The following is a 1,517-nucleotide window of genomic DNA, read 5'->3' on the forward strand; positions in this document are numbered from 1 at the left end:
GCTGGGGGCCGGCTTCACCCTGGTCCCGATCGCCCTGGTGCTGCGGCCCGCGGTTCCGCTCCCGGCCGGCGGATGAGCGCGCCGATGCTGCTGGATCCGCGCCTGCCCGACGGTCCCGTCGCCACCGCCTGGCAGCGGTGCCGGGAGAGCCTGCCGCTGATCAGCCCCAACCGCAAGCAGCGGCTGCGGATCCTGGTGGTGGGCAGTGGCCTGGCGGGGGCCTCGGCGGCCGCCAGCCTGGCCGAGCAGGGTTACCACGTGCAGGTGCTCACGTACCACGACAGCCCCCGGAGGGCCCACTCCGTGGCGGCCCAGGGGGGCATCAACGCCGCCCGCAACTACGCCAACGACGGCGACAGCGTCGAGCGCCTGTTCCGCGACACGGTGAAGGGCGGCGATTTCCGCGCCCGGGAAGCCGGCTGCCACCGGCTGGCCGAGATCAGCGGCGCGATCATCGACCAGTGCGTGGCCCAGGGGGTGCCCTTCGCCCGGGAGTACGGCGGCACCCTCGCCAACCGCAGCTTCGGCGGCGCCCTGGTGAGCCGCACCTTCTATGCCCGGGGCCAGACGGGCCAGCAGCTGCTCTACGGCGCCTACCAGGCGATGCTGCGCCAGGTCGCCGCCGGGCGGGTGGAGCTGCTCTGCCGCCGCGACATGCTCGACCTGATCGTCCAGGACGGCAGGGCCAGGGGGGTGGTCTGCCGCCACCAGCTCACCGGCGCGCTCGAGGTGCTCAGCGCCGATGCGGTGCTGCTGGCGACCGGCGGCTATTCGAACGTCTTCTACCTGTCCACCAATGCCCTGAAGTCGAACGCCACGGCGATCTGGCAGGCCCACCGACGGGGAGCCTGGTTCGCCAACCCCTGCTTCACCCAGATCCACCCCACCTGCATCCCCAGCGGCGACGCCCACCAGAGCAAGCTCACCCTGATGAGCGAGAGCCTTCGCAACGACGGCCGGATCTGGCTGCCGCTGCGCCCCGGCGACGACCGGCCGCCGGCGGCGATTCCGGATGCGGAGCGCGACTACTTCCTCGAGCGCCAGTACCCCAGCTACGGCAATCTGGTGCCCCGGGATCTGGCCTCACGCCGCGCCCGCGAGCTCTGCCTGGAGGGCCGGGGCGTGGGGCCCGGCGGCCGTTCCGTCTACCTCGACCTGGCCGGGGCCATCGCCCGGGACGGCACCGAGGCAATCGACGCCCGCTACGGGAACCTGCTGGAGATGTACGAGCGCATCACCGGCGACGACCCCAGGACCACGCCGATGCGGATCTATCCCGCCCCCCACTACACGATGGGTGGGCTGTGGGTCGACTATCACCTGATGAGCACGGTGGGCGGCCTGTTCGTGCTCGGCGAGGCCAACTTCTCCGAGCACGGCGCCAACCGGCTCGGGGCCAGTGCCCTGATGCAGGCCCTGGCCGACGGGTACTTCATCGCCCCGGCGACGGTGACGGGCTGGCTGGCCGGCGCCGGTGCCGGCGCCCTGGCGGACGACCACCCGGCCTGCCGGGAGGC

At 72.8% G+C, this 1,517-nt stretch carries 1 protein-coding gene; it reads left to right on the top strand.

Features of this window, described 5'->3' with window-relative positions:
* Positions 1 to 84: 84 nt before the first annotated feature.
* Positions 85 to 1,517, top strand: a 1,433-nt coding sequence (sdhA, locus tag VB737_RS16710) for a succinate dehydrogenase (quinone) flavoprotein subunit (protein ID WP_500314620.1), incomplete at its 3' end; no start/stop codon positions are given.

Origin of the sequence: Synechococcus sp. BA-120 BA3, from assembly GCF_034931285.1 — a bacterium.
In the GTDB taxonomy this organism is placed as follows: domain Bacteria; phylum Cyanobacteriota; class Cyanobacteriia; order PCC-6307; family Cyanobiaceae; genus Cyanobium.